Genomic DNA, 14,969 nt, shown 5'->3' on the forward strand with positions numbered 1-14,969 from the left:
CCCGGGTCTCACGGCCCGCAACCACTCTGAAATTTCTGGACCATTGACGCCCGCGATCCGGGCGAGGGGGAAGCTTTGCCTGTTCAATCCGTCACACTGCCTGCGCGCCGCTGCGGCAAGACTGCCGCGCTCGGGACCGCCCAGCGCAAGATCAGCTTCGACAAGGCCCTGCGCCTGGTCGTGCCGCGCCTTACCCGCCGCCAGCGCCAGTTCCTCGCCTCGGTCGCCGGTTTCCGCGAGGCTGACATCTTCGACGTGGCGATGATCGAGATGCTCGAAGCGCCGGCATGGGAGCTCAAGGGCCTCGTGCAGTGGCAGGACAGCCAGTGGAAGCGGCACATGGGCCGCAAGCGCCAGATGAGCAGCAGCTACCGTCTCACCGAATATGGGCGGCTCTACGTCACTTCGGCGGCGAACCTGATCGCCCTTTCGAACGGCGACAAGGCGAAGGGTGGGCGCGCCCAGTGAGCCTCGAAGCCGACATCATCAAGGGCCTGCAAGAGCAGTTCAAGTTCCGGAAGACCAAGGGCTCCTGGCTGCAGGAAGGCGTCTGCCCCCAGTGCCAGAAGAAGGAAGCCTTTTGCGCTGCCAAGGACCCCAAGGTGGTCAAGTGCAGCCGCGCCGACAACTGCGGATGGTCTGACACCGTTCGCAACCTCCTGCCCGATCTGTTCGAGGACTGGTCGAAGCGGTTCGCCCCCACGCCCGAAAACCCCACGGCCACCGCCGACGCCTATCTGCTCAACGATCGCATGCTCGATCTGCAGTACCTGCGCGGGTCCTACACGCAGGAACTCTACCGCGACAGCGAGAGCGGGGCCGTGTCGGCCACCGTCCGCTTCAGGGTGGGCGAGACCTTCTGGGAACGCCTGATCGACCGGGTGGGCCGGTTCAAGGCCAAGGCAAACTTCGGATACGGCGGAACCTACAAGGGCCATGTCTGGACCCCACCGCGCTACACGATCGAGGACTACGCCAAGGCCGACGAAATCCTCTTCGCCGAGGGCATCTTCGATACCGTTGCCCTGTGCCAGGTGCGCAAGATGGCCGCATCGGTCATGTCCACCAACAACTGGCCGGAGAAGTTCCTCGCCGATCTGCGCGTCGAGCTCGAACGCATCGGCCGCACCACCCGCCCGAAACTGCTCTTTGCCTACGACGTCGGCGATGCCGGTGTCGGCGCATCCCGCAAGCACGTGAAGCAGGCCAGGGCCGAAGGCTGGCAAGCCGAGGCCCTGCAGGTGAAGCCTGACGGCGAGGGGACCAAGAAGGACTGGAATGACCTTCTCAAGGAGCATCTCGATTGGGACGGCGATCCCGAAAAGTCCCCGATGGGGGCAAAGGCCTTCGACGAGTATCTCTTCAATGGCCGACTGACGCTGGTCGAGAGCGCGCAAAAGAAGGCGCGCCTCATCTACGAACGCAAGCTGTGGCACTCGTTCGATTTTCGCCATGGCAATCGGCTCTACTGGTGCAAGGCCCGCCACACCAAGGACGAGGATGGCGATGAAACGGTCCATCTCGATGTCGAGGAAATCGCCAACTGCACTTTCCGGGTGCTCTACCGCGAGCGCGACGAGGTCGCTGACGAGACCAACTACTTTTTGCAGGTAGATTTCCCGGGCAGGCGTCCCACCGCCAAGGCCCGCTTTTCCCATGCCACGCTGGCCGATTCCGGCAGCTTCAAGAAGCGCCTGATGGCCTTCGCCGGAACATGGAGCGGCACTGGCGAGCAGCTCGATCGCCTCGTCAAGAACCAGCCCGGGCTGGACAAGGTGGTCACTCCGATCAAGTTCACCGGGTACTCGGCAGACCACAAGGCGTGGGTGCTGGGCGATCTCGCCGTGCGCGAGGGGCGGGTCTACAAGATCAACGCCGACAAGTACTTCGACTTCGGCAAACAGGCAGTAAAGCTTCGCTCCGACGATCGCCTGCTGCGGATCAACTACGATCCCGATCACCTCAAGTTCGATTGGCTGCCCGACCTTTGGGGAGCCTACGGCGAAAAGGGCCTGATCGCTCTCGCCTTCTTCACTCTCTCGCTCTTTGCGCAGCAGCTGCGCGGCGCACCGCTCTGGCACGGTTCCATTCCCTTCCTCGAAGTCACCGGCATCCCCGGATCGGGCAAGACCACGCTGATCGCCTTCCTGCACAAGATGCTCGGACGCGGGGGTGCCAACGGCCACGAAGGTTACGATCCCAACAAGGTCACCGGCGCCGCGCTCGGCCGCGTGCTGATGCGTATCTCGAACCTGCCCGAAGGCCTGATCGAAGGGCGGCGCGATGATGAGAAGCGCACCGGTAAGGCGCAGTTCGATTACAACGAGCTGCTGATCCTCTACGACGGGCGCAATCCGCGTGCGACTGGTCAGAAGACCGACGGCTACGAGATCAACGAGCAGCCGTTCCTCGGCACGCTCTACCTGATGCAGAACGAGCGCATCGATGCGCACGCCGCTGTGCTCGAGCGCCTCGTGTCCATGAACATCGACAAGGAGCGCTTCTCAGACGAGAACCGGCAGCGCGCCCAGCGCCTGCGCGAGATGCCGATCGAGGACGTATCCGGCACGATCGTTCATGTCGCCCGGTCCGAAGGCAATTACCTGCCCTTCTTCGCCCAGCGCTACGAGCACCACAACGCCGACATGCGGCGGCGCATCGACGGCTTGCACAACGACCGCATCATCAAGAACCACGCCCAGCTGGCGGCAGCGGTCGAAGCGCTGCCAAAGCTCTTTCCGAATGTGCGGAGCGAGTGGGTGGCCGAGGCCATTGCCTGCCTCGATCGGCTCGCGATCGACCGGCAGCAGTCCATCGGAGCAGATCACCCGGTGGTCGCCGAGTTCTGGGAAAAGGTCGAATATCTGATCGGCCGCGAACCCGGCGATGCGCACAAGACCGGCAAGAGCCTCAACTGCCATCGCGACCCTGACAACATCATGGCAGTCAGCCTTCCGCAGTTCGAAAGTCGCTGCAGCCAGGCAGGCCTCCGCCTGCCCAACATGGACCTGCTCAAGAAGTCGTTGCGCCAGAGCCATTCTCGCAAGTGGCTCAAGAACGGGCCGGTCAATGTCGCTGATCCCGACTATCCCAACGGGAAGTCGGTCATGTGCTGGATTTTCCAGCAGCCCGTCCGCCCGGATCGGATTGTCTGATGGGCGCGGTCGTCAACTTCGCCGAAGCTCGCGCCGCCATGGCTGGCCTGCGCATCTGGCAGGGCATCGAAACCTTCGATCCCCCCAACCGCATCCACGATCACGTCGATCTCCTCGCCATGGCTGAGCGCATGCTTGCCGTGCGAGAGAAGCGGTTTCCCGCGCTGGTCGCTGCAGGGAAGATGTCGGCCGAGCAGGCCGAGGCGGAGATTGCAACCTTCCGCCTGATCGTCGCGGACTGGAGATTTATCTCCACTGGCGAGGGTGAGCCCGCGCCGATCGCTTCGCTCGATCAGCGCCGCGCCGCCGTCGATGCCAGCCTGCGCACCATCGCCGAGATTGCCGGCGAGGATGGGACTTTCTCCGAAGCGCTGGCCGACCAGGCCGAGTGCGTGATCGCCATGCGCTGGCACCTCGAACCGGGCCGCAGGACCGCCGCCCTTTCCCAGCTCACCCGTGAAATCCGCGCGGACTCGCGCACCAACCAGGAGGCCAACCATGCCGTCTGAACTCCACCCCCAGCATTGCCCTTGCCGTGATTGCCGCTTTCCCGGTGACAGGAATGTCCTTGTTCCGGTGCTCATGTCGCTCGGCGCCATCGCCGGGCTGATGATTTTCTCTTTCGCGGTGATCCTTCTGGTCCGCGTCCTGACGGGGTCGGGCCAGTGAAGCGCGCCCGCACTCCCGTCACCATGCCGCACGTGCCGAGCTTCGAGTGCGGTTGTGGCAAAATTCATCACGCGCCAGATGCGCAATTCCCGGTCGGGTGGTCACGCCGCGGCGGCAAGGCGTGGTGTGATGATTGCACCCGCGCTGGCATCTCTGCCCGCACCATCCGCCCGCGCAAGCCATCGCCCGACAAGGTCCGCCTGCGCAGCCAGGTGCTCGCCCTGCTGCAGGAAGGCGCCGCGCTGATGCCCCCGGGTTCACAGAAGCGCGTCGCCTGGGTGGACCGGGTCAACGCTTTGATCACCGAGCAGAAGGACGTCGCGTGATGGCGCAGCAGCTGCACAATGCCGCGCGCCTTGCGGCCTTCGCCGTCGCTGTCGCCACAGTTCTGCACTTCGGACTGCAGATCCTCGCCGGGATCCAGCAGTGCCAGGCATGGGAGGTCTGCCCATGGTGACGCAGCATCACCCTCGCCGACGGCACCGCATTGCTCTTGCCGAGCAGCTCCGCCGCGCAGCCGAACTGGACGCAATCCGCCTGCAGCGTCCCCTGACGGCAGCAGAGCAGGCTGAGGCCGACAACCTCGCCGACCGGGCTTACATGCGGCAGTGGCGCGCACAGCAGCGACTGCAGGAAGCGATCCTCGCAGTCCGCATGATCGCGCCCGATCCGCAGACGCAGCGCCCCCGGAACGTCGGCGGTGCCTCGTAAGTCTGCCAGCCTCGCCGAGCGCTACCGCGCCCACCGCGCGGCCTTCGAGCTCGCGCAGCAGCTGGGCTGCACCCCGAAGGAAGCCGAGGCCGAACTCGCCCGCCGTGCCGCCCAGCAAGAATGGCAGCGCGGCCACGATCGCCTCGAAGCGCTCCGAAACGCGCCCCTGCGCCCTCCCGAACCCGAACCACGCCCGCTGCCATGGTGGCTGCGCGACTGACTGCTCACCTCGAATGGCTCATCAAATTATGCGCGATCAACTGTTGCTCACTGAAATCGAGGCCGCGCGGCGCCTTAGCCTATCCACTCGCACGCTTCGCAAGGCGCGGAGCGAGGGCAAGCTGCGCTATGTGTTGATCGGCCGAGCCGTGCGATACACCGACGACGATCTCAAAACGTTCATCGATTCTCTTCGCACGGTGCAGCCCGCATGTCCGCCAAAGCCACAGCCAACCCGCTCCACGCGCAGCGTTCGCAAGTCTGCGAAGATCATCCCTTTCACCGATCGGAATCGCCGGAAGGCTTGAACGCGGTGCAAAGGTGAGCGTCTACAAGCCCAAGGGCAAACCCCACTACCATTACGACTTCCAATTCAAGGGGAGGCGATATTACGGCTCGACCGGCTGCAGCACGCTGCGCGCGGCAGAGACATTCGAGCGTCGTGAGCGGCACCTTGCTGCCAACCCCGTCAACGCCCGTCCGCCGATCACCGTCAACGAAGCTGCCAGCTTCTATCAGGACCATGTCGAGCTGCTGCCTAGCTGGCCCACCATCCGCTACATGCTGGAGGAACTGGTTGAGGGTCTTGGCCCGTCGAAGCTCCTTTCGGAAATTACCGATCGCGATCTGCAGACCTACTTTGCCAAGCGACGCGATGGCCGCTCGAACGCGTCGGTCAACCGCGAGATCGAGAATGCTCGGTCCATGTGGCGCCGCGCCCAGCGTTCGAAATATGACGTCGGCGAAATGCCCGATTGGGCCCTGCTGTTTTACAAGGTCCCAAAGAAGCCACCGCGCGAGCTGCAGCCGCTCGAGGAAGACAAACTCATGCTGGCACTGCGAAACGACGTGGTCGACGCGGTGGACTTCATGCTCAAGTCAGGCTGGCGGCGCGCCGAGGTTCTAGGGCTGCGCTGGGAGGATTTGAACCTGCCTGCAAAATCCGCCGTCACCCGGATCAAAGGCGGCGACTTTGTCGTTCGCCCGCTGACTACCGCTCTGGTCGAGATCATCGCGCGCCAGCCCCAGGCAGACACCGGGGACGGAAAGCCTTTCGTATTCACCTATGTATGCCAGAAGAGCAGGGGCACCCGCCGCAAGGGCAAGCGCTACCCGCTCACACCAACGGCGCTGCGCAAGCCGTGGGCGGCCGCGCTCGCAGCCGCCAAAGTCAACGCCTTCCGGCTGCACGATCTCCGTCACACGCGCGGCACGCGTATCGTCCGCGCCACCGGCTCATTGGCCGCTGCCAAAGAAGCGCTCAAGCACAAGCGCATCGAGACCACCCTGCGCTACGCTCACGTCATGGACGACGACATCCGCAATGCATTGGAGGCGAGCGAACAAAAAGCGATCCCTGCCAAGCAAATGAACGGATCAAGGAAGCGACGGTGAAACCTCAAAGTCCGACCAGACCTGGTCGTTTACGGAAACGACTATGAATATCTGCTCCTGATAAATGCAGCTGACTAGACGCTGCAAATCGGACAATCGGCAATGCGCCCTAAAAATCGGTCGTTCAGGCATCGCAGCGGGCCGCCTGAAAGTTGCCGTAAGCGGCGGCGTTTAGATGAGCTGGGATGCACCGTCAGAGAGGACGTCGAAGAAAACTCAATGCCTCATCCTGGTCACCCCGCGTGTTTGCGCCCATTCATCCCTATGAAGAAGGAGCTCATCGGCATAGGAATGTGCGAAAGTCGGCAGTAACGTCACCCCGACGCCATGGAAGAACAAGTGAGTCGAGATGAGTTCGGGAGAAGCCGAAGAAAGCGAGAACCTGCCGCCTCGCCGGCCGCTGCATCTGCTGACCACGGAAATCCTGCTCGCGGACCTGATCTCCGGGCGCGCTATCGTCACGAGCGAGGGGCATTCGCTTTCTCTGGCGACAGATCACGCTCGCTCGGCACTGAACTGGTATCGCCGAAACCGGCCGAAATGGGCCGGCAACGTCATGGCGGCCGACTGTGAGGCGCTGATTGACTCGATCGGATCGGCTCCGCCTGAGTTGTCCGCGCCAGCAGCGGCGGCGGGTGCTTCGGATATCAAGCACCTCAGGCTTGTGCGGATGGTGGCGCACCGTTTCGCCGGGTTGCATGCCTACGGCACGGCGAGCGACGCGCCGGGCGATTTTGTCTTCGAGCCCGACAAGCCGATCACACTGTTCGAGGGGTGGAACGGTTCGGGCAAGACCTCGCTCGCCAACGCCATCATCTGGTGCCTCACCGGCCAGTTGTTGCGGCCGCAGCGATCGCCCGAACCGGGCGACAAGGAATTCGACTGCCATGTCGAGCATGGCGAGGACGAACCGAGCGCGCACGCGATCAGCCCTGTAACGCCGCTCCCGCATGCCCAGGACTGGACGCCCGATGCCGCTGCGAGGGTGATCCCGGCCGACACCTGGGTCGAGCTCACATTTGCCGATGCGGACGGCGCGATTCTGACGCCCATCCGGCGTACGCAGTCGCGCAAGCCAAACGGCAAGCTGACCGAGACTGCGCCTGACCCAGCTTCGCTCGGTGTCGATCCAGTCTCATTTCGCCTGGGCACGACCATGCCGGGCATCCTGCCGTTCCTGCAGATCGGCAGCAGTTCCGAGCTGGGCCTAGCGATCACCAAGCTGACCGGGCTCGCCGATCTAGTCGCACTCGCCCGGCATGCCGAGCGCGCCTCGAGCAAGATTGGCGGCGCAATTCTCGCCGAGCGTCAGCAGGAGCTCGAACGCATCGAGGCCGAGTTCATTATCCATCGTACCGACCTTGCCGATCGGATCGAAGCCTTTCCGGCCATGCGGCCGCACGAAGCATTACCCGCATCGCGCGATGCAGAAGCCGCCGAAACGCTGACGCGTATCTCCGCACATTTCGATCGTCTCAAGGCCGAAGGCCTCGCCGACGCGCGCAGTGTCCTTGGACAGTCCTTCGATCCCGAGGACGCCTCTCAGCGCAAAGATCTCGAAGACTGCGTGGGGCCTGCGATCGAGCAGCTGCGGCTCGTGCGCACGCTCCCTGCCATTGAACGGATCGGTAAGCTCAAGTTGAGTGACGCTGCCACCGTCGAGGTGCGGGCGCTTCTCGCGGAATTGCGGGCCGAGGCAAGCGAGCTCGCCGAGCTTGCCGCGAACCCCGTGCTGGCGAAGCGTACCCAGCTCTACGCACGCGTCGCGGCATGGATGACCGAGCACGGCACCCCGCACGACGATAATTGCGTCGTGTGCCGGCACAGTCTTTCTGGCGCGATCGATCCCGACACCGGCACGCCCGTCGCCGAACATCTGGCGCAGCTGCGCGAGGGCGGCGGCGCCGTCGCCAAGGCGGTCAGCCAATGGGCGACCGACTGGTCCGGCACGCTTGCGCGGGACCTGCCCGAACAGCTCCGTGGCACGCTGTCCCATGATCTGCCGGCCAGTCCGGCCGCGCTCCTTCGCCAAGGGCTTGGCGAAGAGCTCTTCGAGACCGAACCGTTCAGCAGAACGCTCGTTACGCTCAAGCCGCTCGCCCTGTCGCTGGTTGACCGGGCATCAGCGGAGTTGCCGCCGTTCCTGGAGCCCGAGATTGAAGCGCTTCCGCAGCGGATCGCCGAGGCCGCGCGCTCGCTCGCGACGACCGTCGCCAAGATCGAGCGGGCGCTCGCCTTCAGCGACTGGATGGCGGCCAATTCCGGCGCACTACGAGGAGCACTTGACGCAGTTCGCGGGGCAGCCGGCAACGGACCGGATGCGCCTGCTGCCGAAGCTTCGCTGGGCGCCAGTCTCCAGCGGCTGGATTTCATCGTGAAGGGCGTCGCGCCGATCGGCGCGGCGACTCAACTCGTTCAGCGCATGCGGACCTGCCTGGACGCGAGGACGGAAAAGGTGCAGCGCATCGCGGCCTGTCACGACACGACACGCGCTCTCGGCGCGATCGTTCCGGTTGGTGCGCTCGCTCAGGACCAAGTCGAAGGTCTCCGAAGGCAGCTCCATGACCGTGCCGAATATTGGCGCGATCAAATTTACCAGAACGCCAGCTCCTTCTCGCCACGCCCCCTGGCATCCGGAATGAGCGCTCAGGGAGTGATCGAAATCCACGTTGGACGCGGCACGGTCCAAGCACCCGCCCAACATGTCTCGAATGCCTCGGCGTTGCGCGCAGCGCTGACGGGATTCTACCTCGCCTTTCGCGAGCACGTCCTCGCGACCAGCGGCGGACTGACGACCCTGGTGCTCGACGATCCCCAGGATCTGCTCGACTATGACAACCGCCAGCGGCTCGCGAGGGCGATCGCGCAGCTGGCAAATGACGGTGCCCAGATTGTCGCCACGACGCACGACCGCAGTTTCGCTCGCACCGTCGTACAGGAGGCGCGCGCCGCGGACCTCATCGCCCATCGCGCCGTGCACCCGGTGAACATCTCGCGCGCAACGCTCGAGACCTCGCTCGCCGTAGACGAGCTCGACCGCAAGCGGCAGGCCTTTGTTGCGAATATCGATAGTGCGCCGCATGCCCAGGACTATGCCAATGAGGCCCGCATCTTCATCGAGGCGCGCTTGGGCGACCTCTTTGATGACCCTGCCTATCCTGCGCATTCCGCGCCCACCCGTGCGCCGACACTAATCCCCTTGTTCGATCGGCTGCGCACGCTCGTAGGCGGACGCTCGAACGAACTGTTCAAGAGCCCGATCCTAGCCGCGTTCTGCGCCGACCCCGGGATGGCCTCCGGCGCCGAGGCACGGCGCATACTGAACCAGTCGCATCACGACAAAGCCTCGATCAACTACGTCGATGTCGATCGCGTCGACGCCGATCTGAGGCGCCTTCGCGTCGGGATCGAGCGCGTGCATGGTGAGTTCAGGCGCTATCGCTGGCGCGAGCCGCTGACGCCCGAGGTGCTCGACAACGTCGTGACGTTGGTGACCGTGCAGGCACCAGCCTTTGCCGTACCTATCAGCCAAGATATCGCCGCATTTACCGGACATATCCCTTCGGGCGGCAGCCAGGCGGAAGACGATGAGTTCCTGTCGAGCGCGTGGTTCGGCGACAAGGCGCTGTTCTACATCCGCCACGACACGATGGGGTTCGCGATTCCCGCTGGATCGGTGGCCATCGTCGAGGCGGCGCCCAGCGCCGTGCGCGACCATAGCCTTGTCGTAGCGCGCCGCGGTTCCCAGGCATTCGCGCGGCGCCTGCTGCGCCCGCGCAATGGCGAGGGGTTCTCCCTCGCCGCCGAGGCGACTGATCCCCGCCGGAGCCGCCCGACGCTCGCCTTCGAGGATCACTGCATCGATACCCACCGCGTGGTCGGCGTGCTCTTAAGTCATCTCCCGCCGCCCGAAGGCCGCGAGGAGGCGATCGACATCTCGAGCGACCCGATCCTGGCAAGGGTCGAAGTTGCCTACCGCGTGCGGGAGGAAAGCGCGGTTCCGCTGGCGCTGCCGGGACAAGTCATCCTCGGCGGGCCGAGGCTCACCGCCGCCGACTTGGGAAGAATGGAAGGGCAGATCGTCGCACTGACGTTGAACGACGGCGCCAGCCTTCTCAAGCGCGTGGGATCGCCGGTGTCGTCGGCGCTTCCTTATCTTCGCCAGTTCGAGACGATCGGGGGGCTGGGGGACTCGGCGGTCATCGCCACCGAGCAGATCGAAGGTGCGCCGGACCTACCAGTGATGGCGTATGCACGACCGATTATTGGTGTGATCTACGATCCCTCGTGATTGTGTAGGAAATACAAGCTGTCAGGCTGGCTCCCATCTTATCTCAGATACCCATGGCCGCGCGCAGCTCGGGAACCGTCACCCGCTCGGACTGATAGTCGTCCTCGAGTCCTGCGATCGGCGAGATTGGCATCAGTTCTGGCATTGCAAAGGGCTGGCCTTCGAGGTGTAGGATCAAGGCCTGGGCGAGATTGACGATGTTGATCCAGCGATGGGCGATCCCGTAGAGCATGCCGACCTTGTCGGCGGGCAGGTCGATCTTGCCGGTCTTGCGCCCGAGCGCACGCGGTGAGGTTTCGTTCAAAAAAGCGAAATTCTCGATTGTGGTGAGATCCCGAAACCGGCGCATTTCGTCCCACAGCCGCGACAACGCGTCATAAGCCGGGCTCTGCACATAGGCGCCCTTCTCGCCGTCATAGTCGAGGAAGATGGTCGAGGTCAGCGCGTCATTGATGACGACCGGCTCGAAGGTCACTCCAATGACCTGGTAAAAGATAGTTGCGAAGGTGTTCCAGGGTTCGAGGTCTACCGTGATCCAGCCCGCGTCCCTGATTTCCAACGTGATGGGGTGTTCCTCCAGGCCACGCTTCAGGCCGACTCTCAGATCGAGCACCATGCCTTTGTACTTAGCGAGCAGGGCACTCATTACGATCAGCAGCTCATGCTGCAGCGCCTTGCGATACGCGGCCTCCTCGGACGTGAGGCCGGTAAAGGCGAGAGGTGCGAGAACATCGTGGATGTCGCGAAAGTCACGGAACTGATGGATCCAGTTGCCGGTCGGCTTGGTCGTGCCCTTGCTGACCGCAAGGCCCGTTTCGAGATTGCGGCCGACCTCGGCGATGAAGTTGCTCACAAAGGCTGCATCGTTGGCAAATTTGCTCGGCGCCTGCGCCACTGCCTGCCGCTCGCTATCGGTCAGCGCCATGTCCGCCAGGAACCGCGCGAGCTCCCTGCGGTCTTCCTTGAGTTGCCAGACCTCGGAACGCACGAAGGTGATCATGCGCAGCTTGCGTTGCTGATGGAGCGCATAAGCGGCGCGATATTCCTGCTGCGTGATGCTGACCCGTGCATTCAGGTCGTACCAGCCGCCGACCCGCGCTCCGATCAGCAGCACGAAATAGTCGGCCTGCTCTATATTTGTAAGGCACGCTTCGTAGCTGTGTTGGTCGAGATTTGCGCCAAAGTCATTGAACTCGGAAGCGAGCACGCGGCACCCCCGCTCTTCGAGGCTGAATTTGATCGCACTGCGTAAATCGCGAAAGTCATAGATCGTGGATGACAGGAAGAATGTTGGTCGATGGGCCATTTCGCTTTCGTTCCCTCACTTGAACTGTCGCAAAGCGCGTCCGTTCGGAAGCCGGGAGGCGCGTTCACTCCGCTACCGTTAGCCGAATCGGCAGACGATTACAGACAGGTGGGCTCGGGCGTCTAGCTCGATCGCATGAGGATACCGCACGGTCGCTGGGGCGGTGCCGAGCAGGAAAAGGCCCAAAAGACTTGAACCTCGATGAGGAGGTTAGATAATCGCAAAGTCCGCCGGTCGCGTGACGCAACTCATAGACGCTGGCAGAAAAAAGCCTTGTTCCGGTTAGCCAGATCTCGCGCCGAAACCAGAATGTCTGCTGCCAGCCCAACGTCAGTTAGCCGAAAGTGGCGTCTTTGCAGTCAGTAGCGTCTGCTATCTCTGAAAGACGTCATACAATTGGGGATCCTAAGACGGCGGCTTTGTCCCAATTGTAGTCCTCGGCTCGGACGGAATTAAGCAGAGGCACAGTTACCAGTCCCGACATAGTCCCGACCGCGGTCAAAACAACTTGTGTCAAAGCTAGGGAATTCACCGCTTGAGGCGCTCAAGACACTCGACGTGTAAACGAGATGCTCTACCAACTGAGCTAAGCGCCCCTCTTGCGAGGTGGGGCGCTATTGCGCGGATTCGCCGGCAAGGTCAATGGGGTGCGGGGATGAAGATCGAGCAAGCGTAGTGACGGCAGCTTTGTCTGCCGCCACCACGCTTCGTTCAAGATGTCAGAACCTGGCGCGCAGGCCGGCATAGACCGCCCGGCGCTCAACCGGATAGTAGATTGCCGAGGTGCCAGTGGCGGTGATGACGGCGGCGATGTCGCCCACGGCCTTCTTGCTGGTGATGTTGCGCAGATCGGCGAAGAGGTCGATATCCTTGCTGACCGAGGCTCCCGCGCTGAGGCCTATCAAGGCATAGCCGGGCGCGCGCACGGTATTGCGATAGTCCGCAAAGGCGCCTTGCGGCACCCATTCCAGGCTGGGTGCGATATGCAGGGCATCGCCGCCAAGCCTGACTTCGCTGCGCAGGACATGGCGTGGCACGACGGGGAGGCGGTTGTTCGCAAACTGGATATCGCCGCGGAAGCGGAAGTCCGAATATTGCCAGATCTGGCGAAGGCGCAGCCAATCAGCCGGCTGCCATGAGAGACCGGCCTCGACGCCCTGATGGCGCGTGCGCCCTGCGTTGAACGTGGCGGCGGGAATGCCGACGTTGGCATCCGGTGTGTATTGCAGCATCTCGCCGGTAAGGTCGGCGCGATAGAGCGATATGTCCCATTCCAGGGTGCCCAGGCGGCCACGAGTTCCCAGTTCTGCCGTCCAGGCGCGCTGTGGGCGCACAGGGACGAACGCGGCTTGCTGGGCGAGCTCGACAAAGGTCGGAAACTCGGCCGAGCGGCTGTAGTTGGCATAGACCTGAACCCCGGCGGCCGGAGTCCACAGGGCACCGAAGCGGGGGGAGAAGGCATCGAAGGCAGCGTTGCCTGTCACCGTGGACGGCAGTTCGCGGTCCTGTCGACGCGCGCCGTTGGCATAGATGCCCCCGGCAATCAGCGTCAGGCTCTCTGCGGGGGAGACCCGCAGTTCGCCATAGGCAGTGGACGTGCGCGCGCGCTGCAGTGCGCGGAAGGTGAGCGCGCCGCGCTTGCCGCCGTTGTTGATGAACTGGCGGGCGCGGGTCGTGCCCCACCGGGATTCGCCGCCCAAAGTGAGCGAAACGATTCCCGCCTCCCATTCGGCACGGGCGAAGAGGCCGCGATCGTCCGACTTCTGGTCGATCACCATGAAGATCGGGTGATCGAGCTGCTTGATGTTATAGAAGCCGCCAAAGGTGAGCTGCAGGGTTCCGAGGCTGATGGCGGTGCGGTTCTGCAGGCGCAGGGAATCGATGTTGCGTTCCTGATCGCCAGTGAAGTTGCCCTTCTGCGGCGTGGCCAGGGCATCGACGAGGGAGAGTGCGCCGGGCAGTTCTTGCCGGATATGGTTGGCGGTGACGTAGAAGCGGGTGCTGAGGTTTTCGGCCAGAGCCAGACCGACGTTGCCATTGAAGCGCAACGAGCGGCGATTGGCGTGCTGACGGTCACCATCGTGGCGTTCGGCGCTAATTCCGGCCCAGGCGTTTGCCGCGCTATCGCCGAAGCCTGCGGAAACGAGGCCGCGCGCAAGGCCGAACGAGCCTCCATCGACGCGGGCGTACAGCCCATGCGCCTTGTCGCCGCGCGGCGTGACACCATTGATTGCGCCGCCCAGGGTTCCCGAACCGAAGCGGAGAGCATTGGCGCCGCGATAGACCTCGAGATGATCGAGGAAGATCGGCTCAAGCTCCTGGAAATCGCCGTTGTCGTCGGCGAGATTTATCGGCACACCGTCCTGAAGCAGCGTCAGTCCGCGCATGTGGAAGCTGCGTGAAAGGCCCGATCCGCGGATGGAAATGCGGACCTCCTGCCCGAAGCGCGGCTGGGCGTAGACGCCGGGCGAAAAGGCCAGCGCATCGCGCAGGGAGACCACGGTGCGGTCGGCGAAGTCTTCGTAAGTGACGACATCGGTTCCGCCTGGGGTCTGCGTGGCCTGTTGTTCGGCGAGGGAGGCATCGTTCTGGCCGATGACGATGATCGCGGCGCCTTCGGCGGCGGCGTCTTCGGCGTGGGCAGGAGTGTCGAGCGAGTAGGCCATGGCCAGCGGGGCCACGGCAAGTATGCGGGTAGTCATGCGGAGAACGCTTTCGATCGCGTCTGGGTTCAGACGGCGGGCAGAGTGACCGGTTCGGTCAGGCTATCGAGGTGGCGATTTCCGAGGGCGGGCCGCACGGGGGCGGCAGGATGCGGCGCGATGGCGCAAGGCGCGGCATCGCGATGGCGAGAAAGCCCAGCGCCAGCACGAATGCCAGCGCAAGGGCGAGCTGGATCGGATCGGCTCCGCCCAGAAGAGCGGCACCGTGGCCAGCGAAAGTGCAGGGCTTGTGATCCTTGGCGACGGTTTCCTTCGCGCCTTGCGGGACGGTGACCTGAACGGACGAGCGCGCACCGGTGCTGTCAGCACAGACTAGAATGGTAATCGCGCGCGGGGTGCCGCTGACCATGTAGCCTTGCGGGATCACGGCCTTCATGGCGAGCGCCAGCGCGACCAGCAGCACTGCCAGATGGCGATTATGCAGCAGGAATGTGCGCAGGCCCCTCATGGCGCCCGCCCCTAGGAGCAGAGGCGGGCGGTGTCATGGGTTTTCATCAAGT

General features: G+C 63.7%; 14 protein-coding genes. 11 read left to right on the forward strand and 3 right to left on the reverse strand.

The genetic code is table 11. The features are described 5' to 3' along the window. The first annotated feature begins 75 nt into the window (after positions 1 to 75). The 11 genes from ACZ1JY_RS14755 (at position 76) to ACZ1JY_RS14805 (ending at position 10,440) form a co-directional block, all read left to right on the forward strand. Positions 76 to 468, forward strand: a complete 393-nt coding sequence (locus ACZ1JY_RS14755) for a hypothetical protein (RefSeq protein WP_465129794.1) — start codon at positions 76 to 78, stop codon at positions 466 to 468. Then, on the forward strand, positions 465 to 3,155 hold the full coding sequence (locus ACZ1JY_RS14760) for a toprim domain-containing protein (RefSeq protein WP_465129795.1): 2,691 nt from the start codon (positions 465 to 467) through the stop codon (positions 3,153 to 3,155). Before ACZ1JY_RS14755 ends, ACZ1JY_RS14760 begins: the two co-directional genes overlap by 4 nt. Next, positions 3,155 to 3,664, forward strand: a complete 510-nt coding sequence (locus ACZ1JY_RS14765; protein WP_465129796.1) for a hypothetical protein — start codon at positions 3,155 to 3,157, stop codon at positions 3,662 to 3,664. The genes ACZ1JY_RS14760 and ACZ1JY_RS14765 overlap by 1 nt, the downstream gene beginning before the upstream one ends. Further along, positions 3,654 to 3,824 (forward strand): hypothetical protein, encoded by a 171-nt coding sequence (locus ACZ1JY_RS14770; protein WP_465129797.1) that lies wholly within the window; start codon positions 3,654 to 3,656, stop codon positions 3,822 to 3,824. The genes ACZ1JY_RS14765 and ACZ1JY_RS14770 overlap by 11 nt, the downstream gene beginning before the upstream one ends. Then, a complete protein-coding gene (locus ACZ1JY_RS14775; protein WP_465129798.1) occupies positions 3,821 to 4,150 on the forward strand; it encodes a hypothetical protein in 330 nt (109 codons plus the stop codon). Before ACZ1JY_RS14770 ends, ACZ1JY_RS14775 begins: the two co-directional genes overlap by 4 nt. After that, positions 4,150 to 4,281, forward strand: coding sequence for a hypothetical protein (locus ACZ1JY_RS14780; RefSeq protein ID WP_465129799.1), 132 nt, complete (start codon positions 4,150 to 4,152; stop codon positions 4,279 to 4,281). The genes ACZ1JY_RS14775 and ACZ1JY_RS14780 overlap by 1 nt, the downstream gene beginning before the upstream one ends. Beyond that, positions 4,260 to 4,535, forward strand: a complete 276-nt coding sequence (locus ACZ1JY_RS14785; RefSeq protein ID WP_465129800.1) for a hypothetical protein — start codon at positions 4,260 to 4,262, stop codon at positions 4,533 to 4,535. Before ACZ1JY_RS14780 ends, ACZ1JY_RS14785 begins: the two co-directional genes overlap by 22 nt. Further along, positions 4,525 to 4,755: a hypothetical protein gene (locus tag ACZ1JY_RS14790; protein WP_465129801.1), complete on the forward strand. Its 231-nt coding sequence runs from the start codon at positions 4,525 to 4,527 to the stop codon at positions 4,753 to 4,755. Before ACZ1JY_RS14785 ends, ACZ1JY_RS14790 begins: the two co-directional genes overlap by 11 nt. A gap of 13 nt (positions 4,756 to 4,768) precedes the next feature. Next, positions 4,769 to 5,062 (forward strand): helix-turn-helix domain-containing protein, encoded by a 294-nt coding sequence (locus ACZ1JY_RS14795; RefSeq protein ID WP_465129802.1) that lies wholly within the window; start codon positions 4,769 to 4,771, stop codon positions 5,060 to 5,062. 13 nt (positions 5,063 to 5,075) lie between these two features. Continuing rightward, positions 5,076 to 6,149, forward strand: coding sequence for a tyrosine-type recombinase/integrase (locus ACZ1JY_RS14800; protein ID WP_465129803.1), 1,074 nt, complete (start codon positions 5,076 to 5,078; stop codon positions 6,147 to 6,149). 349 nt (positions 6,150 to 6,498) lie between these two features. Next, positions 6,499 to 10,440, forward strand: coding sequence for an AAA family ATPase (locus tag ACZ1JY_RS14805; protein WP_465129804.1), 3,942 nt, complete (start codon positions 6,499 to 6,501; stop codon positions 10,438 to 10,440). A gap of 43 nt (positions 10,441 to 10,483) precedes the next feature. Here ACZ1JY_RS14805 and ACZ1JY_RS14810 read toward each other — a convergent pair whose 3' ends face one another. The 3 genes from ACZ1JY_RS14810 to ACZ1JY_RS14820 form a co-directional block, all read right to left on the reverse strand. Continuing rightward, complete coding sequence (locus ACZ1JY_RS14810; protein ID WP_465129805.1) at positions 10,484 to 11,746, reverse strand: DUF4062 domain-containing protein; 1,263 nt, start codon at positions 11,744 to 11,746, stop codon at positions 10,484 to 10,486. A gap of 719 nt (positions 11,747 to 12,465) precedes the next feature. After that, a complete protein-coding gene (locus ACZ1JY_RS14815; protein ID WP_465129806.1) occupies positions 12,466 to 14,448 on the reverse strand; it encodes a TonB-dependent receptor family protein in 1,983 nt (660 codons plus the stop codon). Positions 14,449 to 14,506: 58 nt separating this feature from the next. Then, positions 14,507 to 14,917 carry a DUF2946 family protein gene (locus tag ACZ1JY_RS14820; protein ID WP_465129807.1) on the reverse strand — a complete coding sequence of 137 codons (411 nt, stop codon included), beginning with the start codon at positions 14,915 to 14,917 and terminating at the stop codon, positions 14,507 to 14,509. Positions 14,918 to 14,969 lie beyond the last annotated feature (52 nt).

This window comes from Novosphingobium sp. BL-A-41-Hi4B-X5A (assembly GCF_055521705.1).